17 protein-coding genes are annotated in these 21,946 nt (G+C 43.2%); 10 read left to right on the top strand and 7 right to left on the bottom strand.

The window, feature by feature from the left end; genetic code table 11:
• The first annotated feature begins 174 nt into the window (after positions 1-174).
• On the top strand, positions 175-1,197 hold the full coding sequence (locus Q0590_RS02980) for an alkaline phosphatase D family protein (RefSeq protein WP_302035986.1): 1,023 nt from the start codon (positions 175-177) through the stop codon (positions 1,195-1,197).
• 114 nt (positions 1,198-1,311) lie between these two features.
• Entirely contained in the window at positions 1,312-2,529 is a 1,218-nt protein-coding gene (locus Q0590_RS02975; RefSeq protein WP_302035985.1) for a leucine-rich repeat domain-containing protein, read from the top strand.
• A gap of 103 nt (positions 2,530-2,632) precedes the next feature.
• Here the strand turns inward: Q0590_RS02975 and Q0590_RS02970 are convergent, their stop codons facing one another.
• The 5 genes from Q0590_RS02970 to Q0590_RS02950 form a co-directional block, all read right to left on the bottom strand.
• Positions 2,633-3,097, bottom strand: coding sequence for a low affinity iron permease family protein (locus Q0590_RS02970; RefSeq protein ID WP_302035984.1), 465 nt, complete (start codon positions 3,095-3,097; stop codon positions 2,633-2,635).
• A gap of 192 nt (positions 3,098-3,289) precedes the next feature.
• A complete protein-coding gene (locus tag Q0590_RS02965; protein ID WP_302035983.1) occupies positions 3,290-3,934 on the bottom strand; it encodes a class I SAM-dependent methyltransferase in 645 nt (214 codons plus the stop codon).
• A gap of 285 nt (positions 3,935-4,219) precedes the next feature.
• Positions 4,220-4,762, bottom strand: a complete 543-nt coding sequence (locus tag Q0590_RS02960; protein ID WP_302035982.1) for a GNAT family N-acetyltransferase — start codon at positions 4,760-4,762, stop codon at positions 4,220-4,222.
• 124 nt (positions 4,763-4,886) lie between these two features.
• Positions 4,887-5,819 carry an alpha/beta fold hydrolase family protein gene (locus Q0590_RS02955; RefSeq protein ID WP_302035981.1) on the bottom strand — a complete coding sequence of 311 codons (933 nt, stop codon included), beginning with the start codon at positions 5,817-5,819 and terminating at the stop codon, positions 4,887-4,889.
• A gap of 151 nt (positions 5,820-5,970) precedes the next feature.
• Positions 5,971-6,357: a hypothetical protein gene (locus Q0590_RS02950; protein ID WP_302035980.1), complete on the bottom strand. Its 387-nt coding sequence runs from the start codon at positions 6,355-6,357 to the stop codon at positions 5,971-5,973.
• Positions 6,358-6,668: 311 nt separating this feature from the next.
• Between Q0590_RS02950 and Q0590_RS02945 the strand changes: the two genes are divergently transcribed.
• From Q0590_RS02945 to Q0590_RS02920, 6 genes are all read left to right on the top strand, one after another.
• Positions 6,669-7,598, top strand: coding sequence for a sugar phosphate isomerase/epimerase family protein (locus Q0590_RS02945; RefSeq protein WP_302035979.1), 930 nt, complete (start codon positions 6,669-6,671; stop codon positions 7,596-7,598).
• A 297-nt stretch (positions 7,599-7,895) separates the two neighbouring features.
• The gene (locus Q0590_RS02940; RefSeq protein WP_302036284.1) at positions 7,896-8,627 is read left to right on the top strand and encodes a 3-keto-disaccharide hydrolase; all 732 of its coding nucleotides are present in this window, start codon (positions 7,896-7,898) and stop codon (positions 8,625-8,627) included.
• Positions 8,628-8,730: 103 nt separating this feature from the next.
• The gene (locus Q0590_RS02935) at positions 8,731-10,071 is read left to right on the top strand and encodes a Gfo/Idh/MocA family protein (protein WP_302035978.1); all 1,341 of its coding nucleotides are present in this window, start codon (positions 8,731-8,733) and stop codon (positions 10,069-10,071) included.
• A gap of 148 nt (positions 10,072-10,219) precedes the next feature.
• Positions 10,220-11,290: a DUF6807 domain-containing protein gene (locus Q0590_RS02930; RefSeq protein ID WP_366970295.1), complete on the top strand. Its 1,071-nt coding sequence runs from the start codon at positions 10,220-10,222 to the stop codon at positions 11,288-11,290.
• Positions 11,291-11,462: 172 nt separating this feature from the next.
• Complete coding sequence (locus tag Q0590_RS02925; protein ID WP_302035977.1) at positions 11,463-12,374, top strand: hypothetical protein; 912 nt, start codon at positions 11,463-11,465, stop codon at positions 12,372-12,374.
• 13 nt (positions 12,375-12,387) lie between these two features.
• Complete coding sequence (locus Q0590_RS02920; protein WP_302035976.1) at positions 12,388-12,597, top strand: hypothetical protein; 210 nt, start codon at positions 12,388-12,390, stop codon at positions 12,595-12,597.
• Positions 12,598-12,626: 29 nt separating this feature from the next.
• Here Q0590_RS02920 and Q0590_RS02915 read toward each other — a convergent pair whose 3' ends face one another.
• A complete protein-coding gene (locus Q0590_RS02915; RefSeq protein WP_302035975.1) occupies positions 12,627-16,127 on the bottom strand; it encodes a T9SS type A sorting domain-containing protein in 3,501 nt (1,166 codons plus the stop codon).
• Between the two features lie 256 nt (positions 16,128-16,383).
• On the bottom strand, positions 16,384-17,763 hold the full coding sequence (locus Q0590_RS02910; RefSeq protein WP_302035974.1) for an Nramp family divalent metal transporter: 1,380 nt from the start codon (positions 17,761-17,763) through the stop codon (positions 16,384-16,386).
• Between the two features lie 363 nt (positions 17,764-18,126).
• Here Q0590_RS02910 and Q0590_RS02905 point away from each other — a divergent pair, with 363 nt between their 5' ends.
• Both Q0590_RS02905 and Q0590_RS02900 read left to right on the top strand, forming a co-directional pair.
• Positions 18,127-20,748 (top strand): WG repeat-containing protein, encoded by a 2,622-nt coding sequence (locus Q0590_RS02905; protein ID WP_302035973.1) that lies wholly within the window; start codon positions 18,127-18,129, stop codon positions 20,746-20,748.
• Between the two features lie 191 nt (positions 20,749-20,939).
• Positions 20,940-21,923, top strand: coding sequence for a zinc-dependent alcohol dehydrogenase family protein (locus tag Q0590_RS02900; protein ID WP_366970293.1), 984 nt, complete (start codon positions 20,940-20,942; stop codon positions 21,921-21,923).
• The last annotated feature ends 23 nt before the right edge of the window (positions 21,924-21,946 follow it).

The raw sequence follows: 21,946 nt of genomic DNA, 5'->3' as shown, positions 1-21,946 counted from the left end.
TTCGTTTTTTCAGAGGAAATGGATTTCATATCTGGGTTTGTACGGGTATCTGGTGTAGCAATGCCGGTTTTCTGGAAGGCAAATTTCACAATAATTTTACTTTGTTTTTATGCAATCCTCGTTTAGGCAACCTAATTTTAAAATTATTTATTTGTTGTTTAATTCCTTTAGGCTATGTACCTCAAAAATCTGTTTGCTTTTTCCATCATCGTAGTTTTGGTAAACGCCTGTACTCCCCGCCTTACTACTTCCAGCGATCTGCGTACTGAACCCTTAACACAAATCGCTTTTGGTTCCTGTAGCCACGAGTATGATCCGCAACCTTTGTGGAAGCCCATTTTGAAAAACAGGCCGCAGCTATGGATGTGGTTAGGTGATAATATTTATGGCGATACGCACGATATGTCGGTAATGAAGCAGAAATATGACGTGCAGAAAAATCATGCAGATTACCAAAAACTGGCAGCTTCTTCTACCATCATTGGTATATGGGACGACCATGATTACGGCATAAATGACGGAGGAAAAGCCTATGCAAAAAAAGAAGAAAGCCAGCAGCTTATGTTAGATTTTCTGGATGTACCGGCGGGAAGCGAACGCCGTACCAGAGCGGGGGCCTATGAATCGTATACCTATGGGCCTGAAGGCAAGCAGGTAAAAGTAATTCTGCTGGATGCCCGGTATTTCCGCGATACGTTAATGAAGCAAAACAAAATGTATATACCCAATGAAACTGGTACTATTCTGGGCGAAGCGCAGTGGCAATGGCTGGAAAAAGAATTAACAAACAGCAAAGCAGCCATTCACCTGATCGCCAGTGGTATACAGATGATTCCTGAGGAACATATTTATGAGAAGTGGGCGAATTTTCCGCAGGAACGTAAACGTCTGTTTGAGCTGATTTCCAGTACAAAAGCCCCCGGTGTAATTCTGCTCAGCGGCGACAGGCATATTGCTGAAATATCTAAATACACATATCCGGGTGTTGCCTATCCCCTATATGAGGTTACGGCCAGCGGACTTACTCATTCCGCAACTAATAATAAAGGAGAACCAAACCGTTACCGGGTTGGCAAGCTTATGAATGTGCTGAATTTTGGAGTAATTACTATAGATTGGCAACAACTGCTTAATGTGCATCTGCAAATCCGGGGAGAAAAGAATAAACTGCTGCAGGAAGAAAAATTCCAGTTTTAAGTAGCTGTTTCTGTATACATGATAAATGGTTTCAGGAGAACAAAAGCAGAAGGCGGGTTTGATTCCTACGTTGTATTTCGTAACTTGAACTAATATTTTAGTTTCTGCTTAGCTATGAAGTATTTCCCAGCGTTTGGTCTAGCAATTACCTTTATTTTACTTCAGATTACCGCCTTCGCCCAGGAACCAGTGAAGCTATCCTTAAACTTTGACAAGCAAGCCGAACGCTGGATACCTTTTGAAAAAGCCCTGGAAAGCAACCGTCCGGATACAGTTTATTATCTTAACCTAAGTAACCGGAATCTGAAAAAAATTCCAAAAAACATTTACCGGTTTAAAAACCTTCAGGGAATCAATCTTTCTAATAACATTATCCGCAAAGTACCGGCAAAGCTGAGGAAGTTAAAAGCTTTGTATGAAGTTAATTTGTCGGGCAATGGAACACAAGCCCAGCGGGAACGGCTAAAGACCTTAATGGATGAACTGAATACAATAGATTTTCTGGAGGAAGAAAAAAGAGATTCAGTGATTAAGCAGATGGCGGCTGTGCGGGAAGAACCAGTAGATATGAAAATCAGGTTTGCCAGAAGCGGGCGCATCGGAAAACTAAGCCTGGCCAATAGCGGGTTAACCAGATTGCCTGGCACCTTACACAGATTAAAAAACCTGCAAGAACTGGTGCTCCATACAAATTTACTTACCGAACTACCTCTGGAGATAACTTCTTTTACAGGCCTGCAAAAACTGAACCTGGCTGGTAACAAATTAACTTCCATCCCAGACCGGATAAGCCAGTTGCAAGGATTGATTTCTATTATTCTTTATAAAAACGATCTACAAACGGTGCCGGCTAGTATTTATCAGTTAAAGACATTATATGAACTGGATCTAGCGCATAACAAAATTCAAACCCTGTCGCCTGATATAAAAAATCTGCAACAGTTAGAAGTATTATATTTGTCGTACAACAAACTGGTGGAATTGCCGCAGGAAGTTGGCCAGTTACCTAACCTGCAAGGTTTATATGCCCACCACAACCGGTTAATGGTGCTTCCAAAAAGTATCGGTCAACTGAAAAACCTGGAAGTGCTGCATATCCATCATAATTACTTTACCAGATTTCCGGCTCAGATTGTAGAATTACACAACCTGAAAGACCTGGATATTTCCAACAATACCATTGAAGAATTTGACCTGAAACTGGCTGAGTTGCCTAACCTGAAATTACTCTATTTGAATAACAATGCGGTAGACAAAAAATCGCCCAGCTACACACCCTACCGCACTGTGTTTGAAAACCTGCGGGCCAGGCAAGTAGTAGTCAGTGACTAATGATCAATGTATTATACATACTGCTCTTAGGTAGATACATCCATTCGTCGTTTGGCTTTCAGCAATGGGCTCCCGATGTCAGGAAAGGTATTATACAGCTATATCAATCTTTGCCCTCCAGGCGAGATTTCATTTTTTCCTCCTGATTTTCAACGGCTTCTTCTACCGTATGCGAAATCGCTATTTCATTATCTTCTTTGGCCATCTCCGATAAATCCTGGTAGAACTTAAGCAGCGTTTGTATCTCCCGTTCACTTAAATCCTGCACATTAATCAGGCGGTTGCTGGCGCCTTTTAATGCAGCTACAATCTCATTCAGTTTCAAATGGATGGCGGCTGAATCTTTGTTCTGGGTTTGTTGAATAAGAAATACCATCAAAAACGTAACGATAGTCGTACCTGTATTAATAACCAGTTGCCAGGTATCCGAAAAATTAAAGATGGGTCCGGTAACTGCCCATAACAACACCACCATAAAAGCAACAATAAAAGCCATTGGGCGGCCTGTAAAGCGGGTACTTGTATTAGCAAACCGTTCAAAAATTGTTTTTGATTTTAATTTAGTCATTTCTAGTATCATTTGCTCTATCCCTTTAACGCAAGTAGTTGATAAAAGGCTAGCAGCTAAGTGTTTAACTGTATGCATATCTTGCATCAGTAAGCTTCTGCCAATAGCCTCTTGTTGGGTGTGCTCTGTTTTGCCGGTGATGGTGGACCGGCTTTAGTATGATGGCCTTTTGATATCTTGAAATAACTTGCTTTATGAATTAACTGAATCCCCTTTTTTACATATGATTTGCCAGAATTTTTGCGAGGGTTTGTTTCCCATACTTTTTGCAGGTTCGTCTATTTCGGTAGCTTCAATCAACCCAAAGTTGCCAAACTCTTTTTCTATTGCTTCCCGATCATAAAAGAATAGCTTAACCCCATGCTGGGTTAGAAACCTGTTTTTACTTAGTTTTTTGCCTTGCCCGTAGGTAGTGGCGTTGGTTGAAATGGCTACAAAAATCATGTATCCACCAGGTCTAAGTTGATGATAACAATCACTAATCAATTTAATCCGCTCTTGGGCATTTAATAAATGGATTAACGCATAACAAAAAATTCCATCGTATAACTCTTGGTCAAAGGGCATTGCACTAACTGAACCATGGTATACCTTCACATCATCGCCATAGTGCTTTTTTGCTAATACAATGGCAGTTTCCGAGATTTCTATACCAGTTACATAGAATCCATGATCCATAAAAATCTTGACATTTCTGCCATACCCAAATCCAGGTATTAAAATTTTGTTAAGCCCTTGTTCCCGGAATAAATTAAGGGAGGCAATGGCTGAATCTGCAGGTTCAAATCCCCACATGGTCTGTTTGCCTTGAAAGCTTGATTCCCAGAATTCTGCCATAGTATTTGTTTATACCTAAAATTTTAAGAGTTTTCTCATTAACCATTATGAGTAATACGCATCAGCACACCGAGTGATCCAGGTGAAGCTGGGGCCGGCTGCACCGGTATATAGCTACGTATTTATTTCTTCCTTCAAAAGTCAGGCTAGCTAGTTTCAAATCCTTTCCTGTCTCTGATTACCAGTTGTTCCTTTAAGGAAGACTGCGTTTATTTTCATTTGGTTAGTTGCTTTTGTTTAGCCAAATCAAGCGTACACATACTGCTTATTTCTGAGCAGCTGGGGCTAGTGGTTCTGTTTTTGTTCTTCCCAAGTTTGCTTTCTAATTGCATAAATCCATTCGTCCATATATTGGTCATTTTTGTACAGCACTTTTTTTAATGTTGCTTCCAAAACAAACCCATTCTTTTTTAACACCCGGTGGGAAGCAACATTATGCCCGAAGGGACGAGCAACTATCCGGTCAATATCGTACGTGGCAAACGCATAATCTACCATTTGCTTAATAGCCTGGCTAATGATACCTTGTCCCCAGAAAGGTTCGGCTAGCCAGTACCCTAACTCTGCATTTTTTCTGTGAATATCTGCCTGAGGCTCCAAACTGATGCCACCTATGGCTTGTCCTCTCAGCTCAATGGCAAAAATGTGTGCTGCCCCAGCTCCGCCTGCGTACTCAATAAATGATTTTGCGTCTTCCTCCGTATATGGATGAGGAAATCTGTCCATTAAATTTTTAGCAATATTCCAGTTATTTGCGTACGTAACCAAACTGTCCAAATCCGAAATTCGCCAGGTTCTTAAGTTAATTTTCAAAGTATTCTCTGCCATTGTTCACTATCTTTTGATTGCCATCTACACACCAAAGGATTACGCAAAACGTGCCGTTGTAGTATGGCTCTGTGGTGAGGAGGCCCATTATCTTATTATGCCCGATGTTACCTGTCGGCATATGTCACTTCTGAGTCAACAACCATTTTACAAGGTCATTTGGCTCAGCGATACTCCAGGAATGAGGATGTCTTTGGTTGTCTGGTTTTCTGTACCCTTTATTCATTGTAGTAATCAAGTCAACTTTAGTACTGCCCATTTTCTTTAAATCGTTAACCATGGCTGCACAATCAAAAGCATTCATCCCTGAATAATTCACTCCTAGTTTGAGCCACCAATCAACATCCGGTTCGGTATATAATCGGATGGGTAAATTAATTAGTGGTTTAATCGCTTGTTGTGTGGTATCGCTGAACGAATATGGGGAGCCTTTATGGTAAAAAGACAAAAAGTCAGCCGGAGCACCGCCAAACTCTTTTTCAAAGCGCTGTAGCATATAGGTGGTTTCAGCCAAAAGCTCTTTGTCAGTACCTGCCAATCTTCTTTCCTTTACCGAAGCGTTGTAAAGTCTTTCGAAGTCGAGTGGTGCATCAATAGCAAAAGCGGCAGAAGGTTTAATGGGATAATTGCTACTTAAAGCAAGCTCCGCATATTTAAGGGCACAAGTTCCACCTATGGAAAATCCGCCCACATAAAATGGCTGGTCAATAAGTTTATTCCTGCTTGTTACGTGTTGAAGAATGTCCAGAAGCGAGGCTTGTGTCGCTGTATCAATACCCAAGGAAGAGATACCAGTTTTGAAAGTAGGGATAATCGTAAGAATACCTTTCTGGGCCGCAATTTTGGGTAGTTCTGTTTGCTTCAAAACATCTTGTGGCTGCTGAAACATTCCTGGAACAAGCAACATGAATCCTGACCAGGGAGGTTTAGGCGGATAGACAATTACATATAAGCCAGAAGTATTGTCTTTTGCATTTAAGTAAACGGTTTCAATTTTCTGGCTGTAACTGAAAGTGCAAATAAAGACAATCAATAAGGAAAAGTATAACTTAAGCATATGCGTTGTTTTAGGCTTGCAGGAAATGGCTCAAACCTCCTCGTATACCAATCCTGTTGTGGTTTGCATTGCATGAGGTAAGGCCGGTTGTCGTGGAGAAGGTGTTAGCCAATGGGCTTTTTTATCAATCCTTCCGTATTTGAATCACTTATTAATCTATCTTCTGAAAATAATAGTTTAGGTCTCTAAATACACTAATATGTGGCCTACCCCAAAATAACGGTCTGTATAATGGAAATGTAACACTAACATCTCCACCGGGGTATTGATAACTAACTAATGAATCTTCTAGCTGAAAACTTCCTTCTTGCGGCAAATCGTTATATGATAAAACCAAAGCAGAACCATCTATTGCAAAACTTCCGTTTCCCCATGTATCACTTTCAAATTGTCCGTTTTTCTTTAAAGTCAACTGATCACCTCGACTTGGTCCCTCCGCACCAGCCACAGGAAAGTTATAGACATAGGTCCCTGAAATCATGCCAATCGTATAAATTTCATCATAAACTATTGATAATGCAATAAATAGTATTATCAAATAAAATATGATTTTGCTGCATTTCATTTAATAGATTTCAACACATAGATAAACACAACTACTTGTGTTTATTTCCAAATATAGAGAATATAGACAAGCCAGGAAAGGATACTTCGTTCTCGTATAATACAGGCTATTTCACTCAGGAAGCTGGCTATTAATGAGATAAGTTGATTTACATGGTTCGTGTGGGAATATCCGAAATGGCCTGAAAACAGATTTGCTGGGATTTACCTGTGTGCAATAGAGTACAAAAGCAAGGATTGTTTCTCTCTTAGGGTAGAAGGTATCAACCAAAACCTGAACCATATATGTCTACTCCCTTATCCAGAAGATCCTTTTTGAAACAACTCGGCTTCACGGCCGCCGTTAGTGCCTTGCCTGCCAGTTCCTTTGCCGGGTTTTCCGCTGCTGTTCCGCCGGGAATGAAAATCGGCTATGCTTCCATTACCTGGGGAGGCAATGATGTACAGGCTATAAAAGATATTGCATCCTTAGGTTTCAAAGGCATCCAGCTCCGGGCCAACACGCTGGAAACCTATTCGCAGAAGCCAGATGAACTGCGCCAGCTGTTAAAAGAGCATAACCTGACAGTTCCGGTCTTTTCCAGCGGAAATGTTAATATCAATCCTGCAGAAAAGCAGGTACATATGGATAAGCATATCAAACATGCCAAATTTCTGAAGTCTATCGGTGGAGGCCCTTATTTGCAACTCACCAATAATGCACGCCCCAAAGACCGGCAGCCCACAGCCCAGGAACTGAAAGATATAGGTAAGCTGATGACCGAAATCGGTAAACGTACAGCCGATGAAGGCATTACCGTTGTTTACCACAATCACATGCACCAGCTGGGCGAAACACCACAGGAAGTAGAGCAGATTATGGAAGCTACTGACCCAAAATTTGTAAAGTTGCTGCTAGACATAGCGCATTATCACCAGGGCGGAGGCGATCCGGTAAAAGCCATCAAGCAATACAAAGACTTGATTCACGTGCTGCACCTGAAAGATGTGCAACCTCTAGCAAACAGTGGTGAGAATGCAAGGACGTATAAGTTTGTAGAACTAGGGCAAGGGAAAGTAGATATGATGGGTGTATTTAATGCCTTAACTGAAATAAAATTTAAGAACTGGGGAATTATAGAACTGGATGGTGTACCCGATAAAGCACGTTCGCCGCTGCAATGTGCCCAGATCAGCAAAGAGTTTTTGCAAAGCAAAGTCGGCTTTAAAATGTAGATTGCATCTGCTTACCTGCTGTAAAATTTTACGTCCGGGAAGCTGGGAGAAAAATCATGGCTGGCACTGAGTACATTTTCACGAAAAGTGCCTTATAGAGGTAAGTAGCTGTACATCCATTATCTTTACCTGTACTTACATAAGAAGAACCCAATACCTATGAACCAACCTAAAAAAAGCCTAAGCAAATCATTAAATCTTGCGGCCCTGCTAGTTGCCGCCGGAAGCTTGCTTAGTGCCTGCGATCAGCAAAATAAAACACAGGCCGTAGCCAAAGACCTGGATACAGCCGTTGTCATGGAAAACTCCAGCGTAGCCATGGCCAGCTCCGCAGCTGACCCGATGAATACCCTGACAGATGAAGAGAAAAACAATGGCTGGAAACTCCTGTTTGATGGCAAAACCACTAATGGCTGGCGGGGAGCCTACAAAGATGCTTTTCCGGAAAAAGGCTGGGTAGTAGAAGAGGGAACCTTGTCTATCCTGGCATCCGATGGATCAGAGTCAGCAAGTTATGGCGATATTGTCACAGAGGAAGAGTTTGATAATTTTGAACTGAGTTTTGAATTTAAACTAACAGAAGGAGCCAACAGCGGCGTAAAGTATTATGTAGTGGAGCAGCAACCCAAGCCCAAAGGTTCTGCTTTTGGCCTGGAATACCAGGTGCTGGACGACGATAAACATCCGGATGCGAAAATGGGCAGCAATGGTAACCGTACGGTTGGCTCTTTGTATGATCTCATTCCGGCTAAAGACAAGCAGGTGAACCCCATAGGAGAATGGAACCAGGCACGAATTGTATCGCAGGGCAATAAGGTAGAGCACTGGCTGAATGGGAAAAAAGTAGTAGAGTATGAACGGGGAAGCCAGGCTTTCCGCGACCTGGTAGCTAAAAGTAAATATGCAGCCCCTGAATACAATGCCAACGGACGCTTCGGAGAAGCGTCCAAAGGACATATTTTATTGCAAGACCATGGCAATAAAGTTTCTTACCGCAACCTCAAAATCAGAGCATTACCCAAAGCTTAAATAATGATTATTGACGAATGACTAATGATTACGTTTCTTACTAGTCATTCGTCATTGGTCAGTACCCTTATTCACTAATCAATCATCATTAATCATTAGACATATGGAATATATCAACCATTCCCGCAGGGATTTCATTAAGAAGGCTGCTTTAGGCACAGCAGGCTTAGCTATGAGTATGAATGCCAGCAGTTATGCCAAAATTATCGGCGCCAACGACCGTGTCCGGGTAGCCGTTGTAGGTTTCTCCGACCGGTTTAGAAGTTCGCTGGCTCCTTCTTTTATGGAACATGCCAAAGACATGAACTTTGAGTTTGTAGCTGTGTCTGACCTGTGGAACCGCCGCCGCGATGAATGTGAGGCATTTATGAAAGAAAAAGGCTTTGCTTCCAAAATTGCCAAAGCCCGCAACAACGATGAACTCTATGGCATGAAAAACATAGATGCCGTTATTATCAGTACAGCCGATTTTCAGCATGCCTTGCATTGTGCCGAAGCAGTAAAAGCCGGGAAAGATGCATATGTGGAAAAACCCTTTGCTGAATCGATGGAAGATGCCAGAGTGGCGCTAAAAGCGGTAGAAGAAACCAAAAAAATTGTACAGGTAGGTTCCCAGCGCAGAAGTGCCCCCAATTACTGGGCTGCCTATGAATTTATTAAATCCGGCAAGTTTGGCGATGTAACTATGGTAGAAATGACCTGGAACGTAAACCAGCCGGGCCGCTGGAGAAGGCCAGAACTGGTAAAATCTATCCGCAAAGAAGATACTGACTGGGAACGCTTCCGGATGGGCAAAACCAATGATGAGTGGGACCCACGGAAATATCTGGAATTCCGGCTGTTTTATCCCTATTCTTCCGGTATAGCCGGGCAGTGGATGGCGCACCAGATAGATACTGTACACTGGTTCTCCGGCTATGATCACCCACGCAGCGTAGTGGCCAATGGCGGTATATACATGTGGAAAGACGGACGTACCAATGCCGATACCTTTACGGCTGTGTTTGATTATGGCCCGGACGAAGACAAAAACAAGGGTTTCCAGGTGCTGTATTCTTCCCGTATGCACAATGCTGCCGGCGATGTAAAAGAATATTATTACTCCAATGGTGGAATGATTAACCTGGATACAAACAAAATTACCCCGGAAGGCGGATTGACTGCCAGCCATGCCAAAGCCATGGGTATGGAGCCCTTCTTGTTACCGGAAACTTCGCTGAAAGCCGGAGCCAAAATAGAAACTTCTGCCAACACCGGATCTGACCCGATGACCTCACTGCATATGCGTAACTGGATGGAGTGTGTCCGCAGCCGCAAAGAACCGAATGCATCCGCCAAAGCTGGCTACAATCATTCGGTAGCTAATATAATGGCTACGATGGCTCTGCAAACGGGCAAACGGGTAACCTTCGATGCTAAGAAACAAGATGTAGTAATCTCATAAGTAGCGATTACACGTTTTTTGTTGCTATTCATTCATATATAAAAAGCCTGTTTTTTTAGATGAATCATACTAGTAATAAGAACCTGTCAGGTAATGGGAAGCCTGGCAGGTTTCTGTGTATTTACTCCTAACTCTAAACCAAAGAATTATGATACAATTAACCAGACTGTCGCGCCGGGCTAAAAGCATAGCAATGATGGTGGTGTTACTCATGATAGGTGTGGTGAACCATGGATGGGCACAATCGGAGGTGAGGCTTGTAAAAAATGAAAATGAGCAACGGGTAGATGTGTTAATCGGAGGACAGCTATTTACTTCCTATATTTATCCGTCAGCCACAAAAAAACCGGTTTTATATCCGCTCAGAACGGCCAAAGGTACAGTGGTTACGCGTGGGTTTCCGCTTGAATCCCGCCCGGGAGAACGTATAGACCATCCGCACCATGTAGGGTTGTGGTTTACTTATGGTGATGTTAATGGCCTGGATTTCTGGAATAATTCAGATTCAATAGCTCCCGATAAAAGAAATGCATACGGTACCATTGTCCATAAAAAAATAAACAAAACAACAGATGGGAAAGATAAAGGAGAACTGGAAGTTACAGCCGAATGGGTAACACCAGAAGGTATAGCTTTGTTACGGGAAGATACCCGGTTTGTTTTCAGCGGCGATGCCCATACCCGGAGTATAGAACGTATTACCACCCTCACGGCTTTAACGCAGGAAGTATTGTTTAAAGATAACAAAGAAGGCATGCTAGGTATCCGGGTGGCCCGCCAGCTAGAACATCCCTCTAATAAGCCGGAATTATTTACCGATGCCAGTGGCCAGGTAACCAATGTGCCCAGTATGAATAATGAAGGTGTAACTGGTTTATATCACAGCAGCGAAGGCAAGCAAGGAGATGATGTCTGGGGTACACGCGGCAAATGGGTAAATCTGGCTGGTACTATGAATGGAGAAAATATTTCTTTGGTAATTATGGATCATCCGAAAAACGTTGGCCACCCAACCTACTGGCATGCCCGTGGATATGGCTTGTTTGCGGTAAATAATCTTGGCCAGAAAGCCATGAGCAATGGCAAAGAAGAACTGAATTTTAAACTGGCTCCAGGAAAATCGGTGACCTTCCGGCACAAGGTACTTATTCACTCCGGTGAGCAGCTCCAGGATGGACAGATAAAAACAGCCTATCAGAAATTTGCCTCTGGCAGATAATACACTGTATTGGAAAGCTAAGAAGGGAACGTATCAAAAGCGTTCCCTTTTTTGTATATTGTATTCAAACTTAAAAAGTTATTAATCAATACATTACTATTTTATAAAGGCTTTCATCGGTAAATCCTCTGTGCGATAGGAACTACTGTTTCAACTTTTAACTAGAAAAACTATGGAAAACACCGTTGCCAGACGTGCTTCTACGTTAGGATTTAAAATACTCACAAGCCTGGCAGCATTCCTTCTGCTTGCTTGTTCAGCTACTTTCTTAGTGCCACTATTGCCTCAGCGATTCTGGCCATCCATAAATTATGGTATGCTGACAACCATCCTAGGATGTGTGGTGCTACTGGCGGGAACAGCACTGGCTGTTTTATGGGAAGAAAAAGAAAAGCAAGATACACATAAGGCTAGGGTGTGGCAAGCTTATCTGATAGGGGTTATCCGGTATAGTTTAGCCTTTATCATTTCTACATATGGCTTCGCTAAAATCTTTAAAATCCAGTTTACTACTGCCGATTTTATAAAAGATATGCCACTGGGCGAAGTAAACGGCTTTTATCTCACCTGGCACTACTTCGGGTATTCGTATACGCTGGCAGTGATTATTGCCCTTTTCCAGATTGGAGGTTCCATTCTTCTCTTGTTCCGGAGAACAACTCTGCTGGGTACCATGGTTTTACTGCCAGTAATGGTGAACATCTTATTTATTAATATGTTTTACTCCATTGCTGTTGGTGCTTTTGTTGTTTCTATTCTTATTACGCTCGGGTTGTCTTATCTGCTATTCCTGGATTTTCAAAAGCTGAAAGAAGTTTTTTGGGCGGCAACAGATAGACTTCCTTCTCTATCCTTAAAGCATTATTGGTTAAAGCCATTCCTTCAATTCTTTCCTATTATGGCTGCTTTCGGGCTTATTTATCAGTTTGTTCTACGGGATACCAGTGATAAGCAATTGGTAGGCACCTGGAAGGTAGCAAAGTTTATCCGGAATGATAGCCTGCTTCCTCAGGATGCCTGGTTGAAAGGACAACACCGTAATTACAAAGGTTTATTTTTCAGGACTGTATGGAGCTGCCTTTAGTTCTAATCCGTATGTGTATGATCCTACCCATTCTTTGCAGGGGCAGTATACCTTCGATACAGCTCAGAACACACTTCAGTTTATTTACTACACCACTCAAAGCGGCCCAGATACCTTAAAAGCCCAAATCTCAGACCTGACCTCTACTTCTATGAATATGGAAGGGGTGTTGAAAAACGATAGCTTACGCCTGGAACTGGTAAAAATCAACCGGGCCAACTAACAAATACAGCATTGGCTAATGGAAACGGTTTATTGAACGACTACTTTCCGCACCACGGTTCCTTTTGAAGTCTGGATACGTAACGTATAAGTGCCTTTACTAAACTCTTGCAAGTTTAACCTGATTGTCTGTGATTGATGAGAGGGGTGAGCCATCTTTTCTATACCAGCGGCATCATATAAGTAGATAAACTGGCTTGGCAGTTCGTCCGGGAGTTCCACTACCACAAATTCTCTGGCCGGATTAGGATATACCTTTACTAATTTTTCCAGTTCTTCTGGTACTGCCGTTGGCGGTATTTGGTACTGGTATACTTCCGACATTTCGCTCTGGCCGCATTCGTTGCTTACTTGTACTGCATAATTACCGGCTACTGTTGCCTCGTAAACCTGGCTGGTGGCTCCTTCAAGGGCTAATCCTTCCCGGAACCACTGGTTGCCAGTACTACTGCTCGATGAAAGTTTGCTGTTAGTTAGGATAATTACTGGTTTGGCTGGTTTGTCGTTCACGGTGATTTCCATCGTACGGGCGGGGCCGGTACAACTTCCTATAGATGGAGTAACCGTTAATACATACCTGCCGGGCTTCGTCCAGGTAAGAGCTATTTTGTTGCCAGAGCCATTAATACTTCCACCGCCCGACACACTCCAGGAATAGTTAACACCTGGTGTCGGGCTTACACTATAGACCTGGGTTTCTACGCAGGTTTCTGCCAGACCACTGATTAAACTTGGCTGATTGGGTAACGCTTGTACCACTACAGCTAAGGTGCGGGGCGAGCCGGCACAGCCATTCAGCATGGGGGTAACAGTAAGTGTATGCGTACCTGGAGTCGTCCAATTGAGAGTAACCGTATTAGCTGAACCTGTTAGGGTACCGCCTCCCGAAACCTGCCAGGTATACGTAACGCCTGCTACACCGGCGATGCTGTATGGCTGGTTGCCAGTGCAGGTTATCTGTTGGCCACTGATCAACCCAGGTTGGGGGGGCAATGCTTTTACGGTTACTGCTACACTATTGGATATTTTGGTGCAGGTGGCACTTTTTACCTTTACCTGGTAGGTACCAGTTTCTTTGGCAGCAAAAGTTTGTTTAGTGGCATTCACCAGGTCAGTGCCGTTTTTCTGCCATTGGTAGGTAAAATTATTTCCGGCAGGTGCTTGCAGAACCAGACTATCTCCCTGGCAGAAAGTAGGGCTTCCCGTAAAAGCCAGCTCTCCGGGAATAGCACAAGCTGTACTGATTTTAAAATCCCATATACCCCGGCCATAGGTAGCAAACCGCGCAATCTGGGCTGATGGAATATAATCTACCGACCAGTAGGTTTGATCCGGAGCAGAGATACCCGACAGGTCGTACCATTTATTTTCAGCTTTTACATATACATACGGGCCCACTTCTGTGGCTGCAAAAAGGAATTTTTCGTCTGGCGTAGCTGCCAGCTGGTAAACCATGGTAGTAGGCAAACCGGCGTTTATAGCTTTGAACGTGTTGCCATGATCGGTAGAAACGTAAGCCGGAGAATTAGAATAGCCACTTCCGGCAATATATACTGTACCTAGATTTTGTGCTGAAGCCACGATGGTAGATCCATAAAAGTAATGTCCCTGCGGGCCATTAAAGCCGGGTGTTCTAGTCCAGCTTTTCCCTCCATCCGTAGACCGGTAGAAAATTCCCCGTTCAGTGAGTACATATCGAAAAGCAGAATTAACCGGCGAGTAGGCCATCGCAGATATTTTACCTGCCAGTTGGGTATCAAAGTTAAATGGATGTTCTGTATGCGTAATAGAGCCCCCTTCCTCTGTCAGTTCAAAAATATGTGAGCCGCCATTGGTGCCGCCGCCAGCCAGATACACCTTATTGCTTTGTGTAGGATGGGCCATTAAGGGTGGTAGCCAGAAGAAATTTTCACCTGTCAGGTTCCAGGTACTGTAGGTAAAGGCAGAAGGGGCTGCTTTGTCATACAAAATAAAGGAAGGATAAGCCAGCCACACACTTTTTCCGCCATCCGAAGACACTACCTGGCCATAATCTCCACTGATTTCCTGCTTGAATTGTAGTTTGCCATTAACCACGCGTGTTTTCTGATAGCCTTGGTCTTGACTACCCAGGTACATAATCTGGGGATTGTCGCGGAAGGTATAACTGCTGTAATACTGCCCGATATTGAGCCCGTTCAGGGAAATGTTTTTTACAGTTTGCAGGGAATCAGTAGATACATACAGGCCGCCATCGGTGGAAATCAGGTAAAATTCTTGGCCATTGTTGCTAATAAACGATTGAATGCCTGGAATATCTGCGTGTAGTTTGTTTGCAATGGAGGAATAATAGTCGTACCAGTGATTGACCTTACTCCAGGATTCGCCTCCATCGTACGACTTATAGGCATCTACACCTCCCAAATACACCAGCTGAGGATTTTTTGCCGAACAATAAAAACTATTCCGGCTGAACGGTTGCTCTTCTACGTCTGCCTGAAAGGTCCATTCCTTGCCACCATTTTTACTTCTATATAGTTGTTTATTCATGTATACATACAAGTACAGGGATTTTTTATCGTCGAACCCCGTCAGATAGGGCCTTTCTTCAGCTGCATTCGTGGTGAAAGTAGCATGAAGCGTTGTATTACCTTGCGTGTTGATAGTGTATACGGTGGATTTATTAATCAGAAATACCCTGCCGGAGCCAGTAGGCGAAGTCCACAGATCAAAAAAGCTAATGTCGCCATAGGTTTCTTCCGCAAAGGTTTTCTTTCTGGTAAATGTCTGTCCTTTATCGGTTGAGATATACACCGAAACTACAGACGACCAGTTGGTGGAGGAATTTAACTCAGCTGCCAGCAGGTAAATAGATTGGGTGGCATCGTTGGCATATACGGCTCTGGCTATTGTGCCATTGGTTTGTATCGGCAATAATCCATTGCTCTGATTCCAGGTAACTCCTTCATTATCTGAATAATAAACTTTGTTTTTATCTACGGCTACCAGGCGTTTGCCTGCACCAGTAGTTAATATTTTAACTGAACTGATGGAATACATCTGCATGTAATCATTCAGTGACCGCCAGCCGGAGCCATCCAGTTTGCCTTTCCAGATGTTGCCACCGGCAGAGGCACAGTAAATGGTGTTGGTACTCAGATCCACATCGGCTATATGCACCCTGCCTGCTTGATTGTCGCTGCCAAGTTCCTGCCAGGTGCCGGTGAGTTGTCCGTTGGCCAGAATCTCTTCAGCAGCTGTTCTGGAATACCGGCCATTTTTTAGCAACTCCATCCGGGTATTCATAACTTGCCTGGCTCTTAGCTGGCGTGTCTGTATGTCTACCTGCCGCCAGTTTGTACCCGGTGCGCTGCGGTGCATATTTTCGACCCAGGCTTTTCTCCTCTCCCGGTTAGCTTCTTCCTCTTCCTCATTTTCCCCCCATTCAGTAGGCATTGGAAAAGGTAAAGAGATAGGCCCAGAGGTATATAGCCAGCTTACAATAGCTAAAAAGAGCAGCAGAAGAACAATGTAGCCAGGTTTTTTTTTCATACGAAGGATAGAGCAGAAGTATGTGTGGATGGCTGGATAGTCTAAAGTTTGATTTGTCTCTAACCTGGATAAGGGAAGCAATTACTAAAATAAAAATAATAAATTGCCGGTATTATTTTGCTTAAAAAATGGCAGAATATTTTTAAGATTTATTGTAGGTGGAATATTTGTTAGTTTTTAATGAAATAAAAAGATAATAGTTACATAGTTAACTTTAAACCAGATACGGACTTCATACCTGCACAATAAGTGAAAGCTATAACAAGCGGAACAGTTGTATAACTCCGTAGGCGGCTGCCAGCAGAATAGCTCCGGTGCTTACCCAGAAAGCCAGGGTATAAAGCCTGCCAGGATATAAAACAGCAGGTAACCGGCGGTAGCGGAAATGGATGGCTGCATATACCACCATTAGCAGCAAAATAGAGGTTACGAACCCTCCCAATAACACCATCAGTACCGGAAGTTTAATAAACAGAAACAGCAGAGCCCAGGAAGCGGGAAAAATCCAGGCAAGCCAGGCTACCGCCCGTTTTCGCACTTGTGGATTGTAAAAGTCAATCCAGCCGATTTGCCCGAAAGCATCCGAAAAAATACGGGTCCAGCTGGCAGTTGCTGTAAACAGGGTAGAATACAATACAATTAAAGCTCCTGCCATAAAGATAGACTTTGCCCAAGGTCCTAGACTTTGTGTATAAATGCCAGACAGAACTTCCACCATCTGGTAGCCCTCTGGTACATCGCCGGTTTTATGCAGAATTGCTGCCCCCAACAGATAAAAAGCAGCTGTTACAGTAGTATATACGACCATGGCCAGAATAGCATCCATATACATCACCCGTATCCAGCCCTTTGCCCTCCTTACCCAGCTTTCTGTATCTTCCTTAGGACCTGTATACGCCGCATAACCTTTTTCTAGACACCAGTAGTTATAGTATAAGATCTCGTCGCCGCCAACCCCGGTAATACCAAAGGCAGCAATGGCAATGCCTACAATGGCCGGCGGCAACTGAAAGCTAAGCCCTTGCTGTACATCCTGCCAGGTAAAGGCATAGGAAGTATACTGCAGAAAGAAAACCGAGGCAAGGGTGAATAAAGAAAAGAGGGCAATCATGACCAGAGAAAATTTCTCTACCAGCCTATAATAGCCTTTATATACGAGCAAAGAGGTAAGTATCATCACTAATATTGTCCATACCGGAATGCTGACAAAGGGAAAGCTGATGTTTAATGTTATGGCTACACCTCCTATAATACCACCTACCTGCAATAGTTTAAATACCTGAATAAATAACCACATCCAGATAGACCAGTTGGCTTTTCCGAATCGTGGGCCTGGTAATTGATTGAGAGAATACATGGAAGATTCACCGCTATGGATTACATGTTTGCCAAACTCAAGCTGTAGCGTTACTTTTACCAGACAGCTGACAATAATTACCCAAAATGCAATAAAACCTGCTCTGGCCCCCAGGGCGGTAGTAGCTATTAATTCGCCAGAACCCACAATAGCAGCCGAAAGTACAAAGCCCGGACCCAGATGCTTCACGATACCTGCGAAAGTAACCGGGGGCTCCTGTATCCTGTCGTCTGTGCGGATGTAAGGATCAATGTTCTTATCAAGGATTTTAGTAGACATGTACGGAAGAATAAATAGGATAGTATTTCTAAAAAATAGCAATAATTTACTAAAATCTAGTACAGTTCGTTATTTTTTTGGAGACTTACCGGTAAAGTCCTGTGTTTTTCTCTTCTTGCCCGATATTCTACTTTCAGAGGAAGAAATAAAAACTGGTACGTTTATTGGCAGTACCAGCCAGAACAAAAAGAAAGCTTGTAAGATAAGTAGGCAAATTGCCTTAAGTGTCAAGGGGTTTAACAATACATTTGCACAATTTATGTACATGAACTTTTGATGTTTCCGGGTGTGTTTTAAACATAATGCCCTTTACCATTTACCTGTTTGCTGACTTACATACAACAGGTTTCTTTCAGCTCCATTATGAAGTTTAAATATTATATAGTGCTTATACTTATCTGGTGTATCCCTTTCAGCACACAGGCTGATCGGGTAACCAGGGCGTATAAGAGTTTAGTTAAAGACAAGCCCCAAAAAGCAAAAGAACTGCTGGATAAAGAACTGAAAAAGAACCCGGAAAATGCAGGCGCTAAATACGTGTATAGCTTATATTTTTTACATCCGGCTAACGAGGCAGCCCATCTGGATTCGGCGTATAAATATGTGCTGGCGGCCGGTGAGAATTTTGCTGACACTAAAAAAAGCACGTTAAAGCAATGGAACAAGCTGGGCATAAACGCTGAGGCGGTGGCTGGGAAAAAGCTACAGATAGATAGCCTGGCTTTTGTTCAGGCGGCAGAAAACAATACCGTAATCGCCTACCAGTATTTTCTGGATAACTACCCGACAGCTGCCCAGTACACAATGGCCGTAGAAAGTAGAAATGAACTGGCTTTTTCTCAGGCTCAGGCGGCTCATACCCACCAGAGTTATAAACAATTTCTGGATACCTATCCGGATGCCCGGCAATCGCAGGAAGCAAAGAAACTATACGATATGCTGTTGTTTGAGTCGCAGACGAAAGGGGGAGATATACGGGCCTATGAAAAGTTTATTGCGGCTTACCCGAAAAGCCCTTACCGGAAACGTGCCGAACAAATCATATTTGAGATGTACACGGCACCCCATACCATTAAAACTTATCACGATTTTGTAAAAAAATACCCTTCCAGCAGTTTTTCAGACCGTGCCTGGCTTTGGATCTATTTCTTGTATAAACGTGATAACCCGCTTGAGAATTTTTTAAAAGTATACCCGGACTTCTACAATCCGGCCTATGCCCGCAAACTGATTGCTGCCGAAAAGCTGACATATTTTCCTGTATACGATGAAGAGAAATATGGCTTTATCGACGCAAAAGGAAATCTGCAAATTCCGATTACCTACGATTCTGTTGCCAGTGAATACTTTTGCGAAGGTGTAAAAGACGACTTTATTCTCGTATACAAGGACGGAAAGATCAGTGCTATTGATAAAACCGGCAAAGCTATACTCGATTATTCTTATAACCACATTGAACAGCTCGATGAAGGTTTATTGATGGTGGAACGGGAAGGCCGGCAGGGCTTATACCACCAGGCCGGCTTTGAGATTTTATCGCCTAACTACGATCTCATAGACTTATTGGAAGATACTTTTCTGCAGGTAACCCTGGCAGGGAAAACCGGGCTAGCCACTCTTAACGGACGTAAACTGACACCCCTGGAATATGATGCTATCAGCAGTCCGGGTGAGCGGCTGTTAATATTCAGAAGAGCTGACAAGTTTGCCCTACTAACTTACGATAAGCTACTGAACGGCAAAGACACCTCCCTGCATTTCGATTATGACAAAGTAGAATGGATTAAGAAGGGATATATTAAGTTAATAACCGGCGGTCAGCAAAGCATTATCACTACCGCGCAGGATACAGTTATTCCCTTAACTACCTCTACTATTCATGCCTTGCCTGTTGGGTGGGCTACAGAAACCGCAGGAACCTTTCAGATCTATACACCGTCAGGTAAGCTGCTCTCTGATTCTGTGTTTACTGAAGTAAAAGGCAATAATTCTTTTTATGCAGTGAAGCATCAAGATAAATGGGCTATATTAAAGAAAGATGGCACCTGGTTTGGCTCTCATACATTCGATTGGGTGAATCTGCTGGGGAACGACTGGTTTATTGCCAGCCAGAATGGGGTTATTCAGGTATACTCACAGCCAGATAAACTCATCAAACTGACAGATGTAGAGAAGTATACGTTCCAGATGTTGCCTCAGTCGCCAGGTCAGTTCTGGCTAATTACCGAAAATAAAAAAGGTAAAAAAGGTTTGTATGCCTCCAAAACAGAGTTTACCCTCTCACCCAGGTACGACGATATTCAGGTATGGGAACAAGACCTGTTTAAAACAGAACTGAAAGGCAAAACAGGATTAATTAACACCCAGGGTAAAATTCTTATTCCTGCCGTATATGATGGCCTTAATTACCAGAGCGGGCAAATAGCCACGTTAAAAAATTCCAGGTTCGGTTTAGTGAGCCTCAACCACAGTGTAGAAATAGTGCCTGCCTATACGGCCTTACTGAAAAAATACGATCCCGCAGGTAAACTATTTATAGCTAACAAAGAGGGAGTATATGGCCTGGTTACTGCTTCTAATAAACCTGTAACTGATTTTGCTTTTGACGAAATCCGCTACTGGCAAAACGATGTTGCCCTGGTTATGCAGGATGATACCTGGTATTTGTACCATATTAGTGAAAAACGCAATACGTTTAAACCCATGGAAGAAATAGAATACGTAAAGCAGACGGAAGAGGAAATTGTGCTGAAGGTGTATATGGATAAAAAATATGGGGTATTAAGTAATACCAAAGGCTTATTGATCGACTGCGAATACGATGACCTCCGCAATGTGGGCACATCCGATTATCCCTTATATGTGGGTGAAAAGAATGTAAAAGAAGCCGGGGTATTCCTGGTATTTTATATTGATAAAGATGGTAAATCCATCCGCCGCCAGATATTTGACAACGACCGCTATAACAGCATTGCCTGCGAATAGATATACTCCTGTTTTCTATAAAAGCACAACTTTCCCAGGTTGTGCTTTTTTGTTTTGAAGAATACTTAGCATTGTTGTCTATCCGCAGTATGCTGATGCTCAGCATTGGTTAATGCGTTATTTCATTAAACCGCGAGGGAATTGAATATTTTGTATATTATTGCTTACTTTAGTAAATAACCAACCACCATATGCAACAAACTATGCGAAGTGTCCTGTTTACAGAAACAGGTAAGCCAGCCGAAGTACTTCAGCTACAAGAAGTGCCACTTCCCCTGCCCAAACCAGGCGAGATCCGCATCCGGGTGCTGGCAAGCCCGATCAATCCATCCGATACCATGTTTATTCAAAATATGTATGGGATTCGTCCGCAACTCCCGTCACGTGCCGGTTTTGAAGGAATGGGTGTAATAGATGCCCTGGGGGATGGCGTAAATCTAGCGGTTGGAGCAAAAGTAAGCTTCACTACTATTGGTTCCTGGTCAGAATATGTGGTGGTGCATGCTGGCACTGTTATTCCCATCCCCAGTCACATGGACAATGAAACAGCCGCCCAGGTATTTATCAATCCATTTACGGCATATGCCATGGTGCATGCTGCTGGCGTACAGGCAGGCGAATGGCTGATGCTTACCGCAGCCGGTTCTGCTTTTGGGCAGATGGTGATCCAGTTGTGCAAGATGAAAGGAATTAAAACAATTGGTACTGTTCGGCGGAAGGATGCCATAGCTGAATTAAAAGCATTAGGTGCCGATGAAATTCTGAATACGGAAGAGGATAAACTCCCCAAACGGGTAATGGAGATTACCGAAGGCAAAGGTGTAAAAGCGGTATTAGAGGCGGTAGGTGGAAAAACCGGTGCCTTGGCTTTGCAATGCCTGGGGTACGGAGGGACTATGTATGTATACGGTGCGCTGAGTATAGAACCTATTCCGGTAAACAGCGGAATTCTGATTTTTAAGTCGCTAACCATGAAAGGCTTCTGGCTTACTGACTGGATGCGGCGTACCGACGAAAGTATGCGGAAAGAAGTGCAGGAAGCAGTGATAGAGCTACTGGCATCCAAAAAAATCATATTACCTGTAGAAGCCTCCTATCCTTTGCAAGACATACAAAAAGCCATTACTCATGCAGATTCCGCCGGGCGGACAGGTAAGATTATCCTTACCATGTAATTCATTTTTCGCACGGTATAGAG

Origin of the sequence: Rhodocytophaga aerolata (assembly GCF_030503435.1) — a bacterium.
Classification (GTDB): domain Bacteria; phylum Bacteroidota; class Bacteroidia; order Cytophagales; family 172606-1; genus Rhodocytophaga; species Rhodocytophaga aerolata.
The sequence above is the reverse complement of the archived record's forward strand: the minus strand, read 5'-3'. Positions and strand labels throughout refer to the sequence as shown.